We start from the raw sequence: 7987 nt of genomic DNA on the forward strand, positions 1-7987 counted from the left end.
TACCTATTACAATATAATGAATGACATTTTAATACAAAATACGACTGCTTTTTTTGAGAAATCGTTTGGCTCTAAGCCAGAAAAAGTGGTGCTTTCTCCAGGAAGAATTAATATTATCGGAGAACATATTGACTATAATGACGGTTATGTTCTGCCGGCCGCGATTGATAAAGTGATTTGTTTTGCTTTTGAAAAAAGTAATTCTAAAAAATCGAAAATCATTGCTATTGATTTAAATGAAGAATTTGAAATTGATTTAACCGAAGAAGTAAAACTAAGCGATGTGGTTTGGACCAATTACATTCGCGGCGTTATCAAACAACTGCAGGATAAAGAATTTTCGTTTGATGGTTTTAATTGTGTTTTTAGCAGTAATATTCCAGTTGGTTCCGGATTGTCTTCTTCTGCGGCTTTAGAATGCGGAACAATTTTCGGAATCAAACAGCTTTTTGATTTAAAAATTGAAAAAGTTGATATAGCATTATTAGGACAAAAAGCAGAACACTGGGTTGGAATTAACTGCGGAATTATGGATCAATTTTCGAGCGTTCACGGTCTTGAAAATAAGGTTATAAAATTAGACTGCAACACACTTGATTTCGAATATCATAATGCTGATTTTAAAGATTATTCATTGATTTTAATGGACAGTAATGTAAAACATTCTCTTTTTACATCTGAATATAACACGCGCAGAATTGAATGTGAAGAAGGTTTAGCAATTATTAAAGAAAATTTTCCTGATGTAAAAAGTTTCAGAGACTGCTCTGAAGAACAACTTTTAAACATTCAGGATAAAATGAGCGAAACGGTTTTTAAAAGAGTTCATTTTGTAGTAAAAGAAATCAATCGTGTTATAAAAGCCTGCGAAGCTCTTGACAAAGGAAATATAGAACTTTTAGGACAATTACTTTTTGAAACACATTATGGTTTATCTCAGGAATATGAAGTAAGCTGCGCCGAGCTTGACATGCTTGTAGACACCGCAAAAGCAGATGATGCTGTTATTGGTTCTCGCGTTATGGGAGGCGGTTTTGGCGGCTGTACTATAAATTTAATTAAAAAAGGACATGAAAATGAGGTAAAAAGTAAGTTTTCAAATCTTTATTTAGATACATTTGGGATTCAATTAAAATTTTATGACGTAAAAATCTCAAACGGAACAACATTACTTTAATACCACACACAACACAATGAAAAATTTTGACATTAACGAAGATCCTCACAGACGTTTTAATCCCTTAATTAATGAATGGGTTTTGGTTTCACCTCATCGTGCAAAACGTCCGTGGCAGGGACAAAATGAAACCATTTCGACAGAATCACTTCCAAAACACGATCCTGAATGTTATTTATGTCCGGGAAATGTTCGTGCAAACGGAGTACATAATCCGGCATACAAAAACAGTTTTGTATTTGACAATGATTTTGCTGCGCTAAAGCAGGACGAAATTATTTTTGAAGAAGATATCAAACACACGTTTTTTAAGGCAAAACCTGAACAGGGAATTTCGAGAGTGGTTTGTTTTTCACCAAGACACGATCTTACTTTGCCGGAAATGGAAGTTTCGGATATTGAAAACATTGTAAAAACCTGGCAGAAAGAATATACCGATTTAGGAAATATTAAATACATCAACCACGTTCAGATTTTTGAAAATAAAGGAAGTGTTATGGGCTGCAGCAACCCTCACCCGCACGGACAAATCTGGGCACAGTCCTCACTGCCGACTCAGGTTGAAAAAACACATAACAGCTTAAAATCATATTACGATAAAAACCGCAGAACTTTATTAGAAGATTACGTTCAGGCCGAATTAAAAGCCGAAGTTAGAATTGTAATCGAAAACGAACATTTTGTTGCACTGGTTCCGTTTTGGGCAATCTGGCCGTATGAAACTATGATTGTAAGCAAAAGAGCCATCAGCAAAATAACTGATTTTACAGCTGAAGAAGTTTCGGCTTATGCCAAAATTTTAAAGCAGTTAACAATCAAATACGATAATTTATTTAACACTTCATTTCCGTATTCATCAGGAATTCACCAAGCACCAACAGATGGTTTTGATCATCCTGAATGGCATTTCCATATGCATTTTTATCCGCCATTGCTTCGCTCTGCAACTGTAAAAAAATTCATGGTAGGTTATGAAATGATGGGAGAATCGCAAAGAGATATTACTCCTGAAAAAAGTGCCGAAATTTTAAGACAACAAGCAGATGTACATTACAAAAATACAGTAAAAATTGACTAAAATTTTACGATGTGATCTATAATTAAAAAATTTAACAGAATTATTTGTTTATAAATGTAAATAATACATTTAAAGTAGTTGTTTTTTAAGTTTTTATTTTAAATTTGGCTTTCGTTCTTATTTTCATAAAAAAATAACAGAATAAAAACAGATATTTTATTTATAAACACATTAAACCACATAAATAGTAATTTCAAACTTTAACCTAAAAATAACCTATACTAATTATCTAAAATACTATTAACAATGAACCAAAGCCTTTCCTTCGCAGATTATGCGGTTTTTATTATTTATTTTATCGTAGTTTCTGTCTACGGTTACACCGTTTACCGTAAGCGTAAACAAGACGAACAAGATGCAAAAGCTTATTTTCTTGCAGAAGGAAATTTAACCTGGTGGGCAATTGGAGCATCTTTAATTGCATCAAACATTTCGGCAGAACAATTCATAGGAATGAGTGGCGAAGGTTTTTTTTTAGGAATTGCCGTTGCTGCTTACGAATGGATCGCTGCTATTGCTTTAATTATTGTTGCTGTTTGGTTCATTCCGGTATATCTTAAAAATAAGATTTACACAATGCCTCAGTTCTTAAAAACGCGTTACAATGAATCGACCGCATTGATTATGGCCGTTTTCTGGTTGTTTTTATATGTATTTGTAAACTTAACTTCTATTTTATATTTAGGTGCAGTTGCGATTAACGGTCTCGCAGGTGGAGAATATCTTCATGCTATTATGGTTGGTTTAGCTGTATTTGCTTTGTTTATTTCTCTTGGAGGAATGAAAGTTGTAGCTTATACCGACGTTATTCAGGTTGCTGTATTAATTATTGGCGGATTGGTAACTTCTTATATTGCTTTAGTAACTGTTGGAGAAAAACTAGGAATAAGCAGCAATGCAATTGAAGGTTTCAAAGTATTAATGACAGAAGCTCCTGAGCATTTTAAAATGATTATTCCAAAACCAACTGCAGCTTCATCTCAGCTTGAAATTGATAAATATCTAACTTTCCCTGGCCTAATGTCTTACCTTGCTGGTATCTGGATCATCAACTTAAACTACTGGGGATGTAATCAATACATTACACAAAGAGCGCTTGGAGCAGATTTACAAACGGCTCGCACAGGAATTTTATTTGCTGGTATGTTAAAATTATTAATGCCATTAATCGTTATGCTTCCTGGTATTGCGGCTTATGTTTTATATCAAAACGGACATTTACCACAATTGGTAGGAGGAAAAGATGGTGCTTATTCTGCAGTATTGACATTCTTACCAACTGGTTTAAAAGGACTTTCTGTTGCGGCGCTGACTGCTGCAATCGTAGCATCATTAGCCGGAAAAGTAAACAGTATTTCTACAATCTATACTTTAGATATTCACAAAAAATACATTCAAAAAGAAGCTGGAGAAAAACAACAGGTAAATATTGGTAGAATTACAGTATTTGCTGCCATGCTTTTAGCTGTTTTATTTACATGGAAAGATACTTTAGGTATCGGAGGAGTTGGAGGATTTACTTATATCCAAAAATATACAGGATTTATAAGCCCTGGAGTTTTTGCAATGTTCTTCCTTGGTATGTTCTGGAAAAGAACTACTGGAACTGCCGCTATTGTTGGGGTAATTTTAGGATTTTTATTGTCTGTTTTATTCAACGAATATGCTCCGGCTTTGTTCGGGAACGACACTTTATTGTATACTGCTTATCCTAACGGAAAAGGAGCATTCGAAATTCCTTTTCATATTTGTATGGGATTATCGTTCTTCTTCACCACTTTGGTAATGATTTTAATAAGTTTAGCTGGTCCTAAAGTAAATCCAAAAGCGTTTGAAATTGACTCTGAAATGTTTAAAGTAAAACCACAAACAACTGTTTTAATTGTAGTTACATTACTGATTATCGTAGCATTGTACGTTAAATTCTGGTAATTTTTAATAAGTAATTTTGAAGTGAAAAAGGGATTCTGTTTGGGATCCCTTTTTTTATCTATTATACTCAGAATTTTGAATTTAAAAAAATAAGTAATTTCTTGTTTTTAATATTGTGCTTTTTAATATTTTATTATAGATTTACATTTCTTTAAAATCCACTAAGAATATGTTTGAGTAAGAATAATTTACTTCTCTTACAAGAAAATTACTTTCCACCATATTAACGATTGCCAATCATTTATATTCTGATTAATTACTAACTGTATTAATCAAAAATCATAATTTTTAATGTTATATAATTATTAAATGAAAAAAAAATTTCTATTATTGTTTTTTTTAACCAAAAAAATACTATTAAAAAATTATAAAATAGTGTTCTGCAATATTTTATTTTTTATAATGTTTTCATTAAATGCACAAATTGCCGAAAATGATCCCAGCAAATATATTCCCAATATAATTCCGCCATCTACCACGGCTTATGCATTGGGTACTTATGGAAATACTCCTATCGGATTGTTTACCGGATCTCAAAACATCAGTATCCCTATTTATACTTATAAAACGGCCAATCTTGAAGTTCCTATCAGCATGTTTTATAGCTCTAACGGTATTAAAGTTGATGAAATCTCATCTAATGTAGGACAAAGCTGGAACCTTAGTTTTGGCGGAGTCATAACAAGAATCGTAAGAGATAAACCCGATGAAGACAGAGGAAATTTTCCTATTCCAATATCAATAACTGAAGCAACAGGACGTTATTCTCCTCAGGCTTTAGATTTTTATCAATATATTGGGGAAAATGATGTTGATACAGAAAGTGATATCTTCAGTTTTAACTTTGGTAAATATTCCGGTAAATTTATTTTTACCTATGAGGGAGGCATTCTCTTGATGCCTGCACAGGAACTAAAAATAGAGTACACACAAAATTCTGAAGGTATTAATTTTACAATTACTGCACCTGATGGTGTAAAATATTATTTCGATAATCAAGAAATCACTACACAAAGAGTACTTGGCGGAGGTCACTCTATTCCTAATATAACCGTTTCTTCATGGTATTTAAGCCGTATTGTACACCCTAAAGGGGATCAGATACAGTTTACTTATGATGATGCCACATCTACCTACACAACCTCTAAATCGCAGACTTACAGAATGCTGTACCCGCGTATACAATATGATGCAGCCGGTAATCTTGAGCAATATACCGGAGGATTAAGCCCTATGTATGAACACACTATGAACGTAGCAGGAAAGGCAATAAAGTCAATTAAGAGCACAAACCCTTTTTACGGGGAGGTTGCCTTTACTTATCTTTCGACTTCTAGTGCTGATGTTACAACCGGCAATAACAAAATATCTCAAATCACCATAAAGGATAAAAACGCTGCAGAAATTGACCGCATCAATTTTACTTACACTACAACTCCTAACAGCAGAGTATTTCTGGATAAAGTTCAGTTTAAGGATGTAAACCAAAATTATCAGTTTGAGTATAACAACAGAAACAGTTTTCCTGCGAGATTATCGCTGAGCCAGGATCATTGGGGGTATTATAATGGTAAAAACAATACCAATATTGTGCCTGCTGTTGACGCTTATGAATTGCAATCAGTAAGTTATAATGGAGCCAATAAAGACCCTGACGGCAATTTTGCAAAAATTGGTTTATTGAGTAAAATTATATACCCTACAGAAGGGTATACCACATTTGATTATGAACCTAACGATTATTATGGGCAGATAACAGTTGAACCTACAAGAGTTTACCAATCTATAAGTGCTGTTACTACAGAAGAAACAAACACAACCTCTTCACAGTCTATATATGCTAATGGCGCAAGGACACAAAAAGTATCGATTATAGCGGGTACAGGTTTCTACTGTTCAGACCCAAGTTTGGACACAGGTAAAAGCAAGGCCACTATAAGTGTTTACAATACTACAGCAGGCAGATACGAAATCCTTTTCAGAACAGACAATAATGCTGAGATCAGTAATAGTTTTTATCAAATAACTCCCAATACAGCTTCTGCAGCTAAAAATTTCTATTTTGTTGCGTCAGCAAATCAGACCTATCGTATTAGTATAAGCTCTGACTGGTTTTGTACTTCATCTACACTAAACTATAATTACCTGCCGGGGAATGCTACCATCATTCCGGGGAATGTTAAAACAGGCGGTATTAGAGTGCAACGTACTTCAGACTATGCTTCTGCTTCATCTGCTCCGGTAATTAAGCGATTTTTATATGCTAAAAAAGATGATCTAGCCAAATCAACAGGAAACAAAGGCCAGGAACCTTATTATATTGATACTTATAAAGTCGAGAAAATTTTAGAATCTCCAGGGGCAGGAATTTTTGGTGTTGTTAGTACAGCGACCTATTTAAACTTATCTTCAAGCAGTTTAGCGTCTTTATTTGATACAGGAAGTTCAAATGTGTTCTATAATTATGTGACAATTTCATACGGGTCAGATAATTTTTTAAACGGAGGGGAAGAACATGAATTTATTGTGCATCGTGATGCAGGAGATGGATTTGTCATAGGAACTGGTGATATAAGGAGTGTCCCCTTGTCTAACCTTGGCTGGGATAATGGACTTGAAAAAAAAGTAACCTATTTCAATAAAGATCTAAAAACAGTTAAACAAACGATAAACGAATACGAAGAAAGATCTGCTTTAAGAAAAGAAGTTATCTCCTATAGCGCCAGAAAAAATTATGAAAAAATTCTTTCTGCACCAGTTAATTATGAATGTACCCAAGCAGACCTTACAAAAAGAACACCATATTGGAGATGTGTTGCAAATCATACTCATCAAATATTGATGAACGATATGTTTTTCGGAGATGGTTATACATGTATAGCACCAGGGCATGACAATAGAACTATGTATATTGAACATCCTTGTTATGGCCTTACATTGCCAAAAACAATCTCAAATTTAGCCAATATTGATAACCTTAGTATTGTATCCTATAAAAACTATGCTTTTTGGCATTACTTAAAATCTACACAGGAGATTACATATGACCTCAATGGAAATAACCCTGTAACTGCAACTACTAATTATAATTACAGAGGCATTAATCATACATTGTTATCATCACAGAGCTCAAACAATTCAAAAAATGAACTTTTGGAAACTAAGTATTTCTATCCAAAAGACTCAGAAATGTCAGCCAAACCAATCGTAAACCAGCTTATAGCTGCCAATATAATTGGAGTTCCGTTAGATACCCAGAATTATAAAGCCGGAACATTACTATCCGAACAGCTTACTATTTATGATAATAATACAACAACTGCAAATCTGCCGCTGCCTGTGTCTGTATATGCGGCTAAATTCCCTAATGCTCTGCCAAATATTACAACACCTTCAATTGGACAATTGGAAAAGAAAATCACTTTTAACCAGTATGATACTAAAGGCAACATTCTTCAGTATACTCCAGAGAGCGGTATTCCGGTTTCCATTATCTGGGGATATAACCAGACCCAGCCTATTGCCAAGATTGAGAACGCATCTTACAGCGAGGTTTTATCTTATGTTTCAAACCTGCAGGCTAAATCAGACACAGGAACTGAAGCCGAACTGATTACTGCCCTTAATGTATTAAGGACTGCACTGCCTAATGCCATGGTAACCACCTACACCTATAAACCGCTTATTGGCGTAAGCACTGTTACCGATCCTAAAGGGTTTATCACCACTTATACTTATGACAGTTTCGGAAGACTGGAAACCGTAAAAGATAACCTGGGCAATATTCTCTCTGAAAACCA

Annotated in this window: 4 protein-coding genes; all 4 read left to right on the forward strand. The window is 34.2% G+C overall.

Going from position 1 to position 7987, the window contains the following annotated elements; all coding sequences use genetic code 11:
- The first annotated feature begins 16 nt into the window (after window positions 1-16).
- Window positions 17-1177 carry a galactokinase gene (gene galK, locus BUC29_RS04070; RefSeq protein ID WP_073413539.1) on the forward strand — a complete coding sequence of 387 codons (1161 nt, stop codon included), beginning with the start codon at window positions 17-19 and terminating at the stop codon, window positions 1175-1177.
- Window positions 1178-1193: 16 nt separating this feature from the next.
- A complete protein-coding gene (locus BUC29_RS04075) occupies window positions 1194-2255 on the forward strand; it encodes a UDP-glucose--hexose-1-phosphate uridylyltransferase (protein WP_073413541.1) in 1062 nt (353 codons plus the stop codon).
- A gap of 246 nt (window positions 2256-2501) precedes the next feature.
- Complete coding sequence (locus tag BUC29_RS04080) at window positions 2502-4187, forward strand: sodium/sugar symporter (protein ID WP_073413543.1); 1686 nt, start codon at window positions 2502-2504, stop codon at window positions 4185-4187.
- A 402-nt stretch (window positions 4188-4589) separates the two neighbouring features.
- The coding region (locus tag BUC29_RS04085; RefSeq protein ID WP_073413545.1) for an RHS repeat domain-containing protein at window positions 4590-7987 on the forward strand (3398 nt) is incomplete at its 3' end.

Origin of the sequence: Flavobacterium defluvii (genome assembly GCF_900129555.1) — a bacterium.
Taxonomy (GTDB): Bacteria; Bacteroidota; Bacteroidia; order Flavobacteriales; family Flavobacteriaceae; genus Flavobacterium; species Flavobacterium defluvii.